At 37.3% G+C, this 1,185-nt stretch carries 2 protein-coding genes; both read left to right on the top strand.

Annotated features, from left to right (window positions below; translation table 11 throughout):
- Positions 1-67: 67 nt before the first annotated feature.
- Positions 68-748, top strand: coding sequence for a helix-turn-helix domain-containing protein (locus ACR65M_RS26940; RefSeq protein ID WP_440274949.1), 681 nt, complete (start codon positions 68-70; stop codon positions 746-748).
- A partial coding sequence (locus ACR65M_RS26935) for an IS3 family transposase (RefSeq protein ID WP_440274950.1) occupies positions 706-1,185 on the top strand: 480 nt, incomplete at its 3' end. The genes ACR65M_RS26940 and ACR65M_RS26935, both read left to right, overlap by 43 nt.

Raw genomic sequence — 1,185 nt, 5'->3', positions numbered from 1 at the left:
TGATATGCTCCCCTAAAGGTAGACAGATGAAATAAAAAATCTGTTTCCTTTGGGGGAGTATTTTTGTATGGCTAAAAGTAAGTTTTCTAAGGAAGAAAAATATAAAATTTTAAAGGCTTATGAAAAGGGAGAATTAATCTTAAGGGAGTTTCTCCAAAGACATCAAATCTCTGAGCGTACTTTTTATTCTTGGAGAGAGAAGTACGAGCAATTTGGTTTAGACGGGCTTGAAAGATCCAATGGTTGGAAGCAATATTCGAAGGAATTAAAGTTAGCTGCCGTAAGAGATGCCTTGTCTGGAGACTATTCTCTTATTGAGTTAACTCATAAGTACGAAATATCTAGTCACTCCGTACTGCAAGGATGGATTAAGCTTTATAATGGTCATAGAGAATTAAAGGAAACTTCGAAGGGGAGAAACCAGCCTATGACCAAAGGTAGAAAAACAACAGTAGAAGAGAGAATTGAAATAGCGAACTATTGCATTAATAATCGGAAAGATTATCAGAAGGCAGCCGAAGTCTATAATGTCTCATACCAGCAGGTATATCAATGGGTTAAGAAGTATGAGGATGGCGGAGACGAAGCGCTAAAAGATAAGCGTGGCCATAAGAAAGAAGAAGCTAAGCTAACTCCAGAAGAGAAAATCCAGCTTGAGATGAAAAGATTAGAACGGGAGAATGAACGGCTACGTGCGGAGAATTTATTCTTAAAAAAGTTAGAGGAGATCGAAAGGAGGCGAAGATAAGCCAAATCCGATTTGAGGACAAATATATCGCTATTCAAGAGCTTCATGAAACAGAGAACTTAAGCATTATCTTACTTTGTGAAATAGCCAGGATATCACGGGCTGCTTACTATAAGTGGATAAAACGCGTACCATCAGATCGAGAACTTCTGAATGAAGAAATTATTAAAGAAATGAAGGCTCTTCAAGAGAAAGTAGATGGAACCTTTGGTTATCGTCAAATGACGTTACATATGAATCGGAAGTTTGAAGAGGATATTAATCATAAAAGAATCTATCGATTAATGGGGATTGCAAATTTACGCTCGGTTATTCGGGTAAAGAAGAAACAATCATACAAACGCTCTACCCCTCAACATGTGACAGAAAATGTCCTAAATCGCGAGTTTACATCTGAAAAGCCTAATGAAAAATGGGTTACAGATGTCACTGAACTT

Source organism: Ferdinandcohnia sp. SAFN-114 (assembly GCF_059415045.1).
Note: the sequence above shows the minus strand (reverse complement) of the source record. Positions and strands in the feature narration are given on the sequence as shown.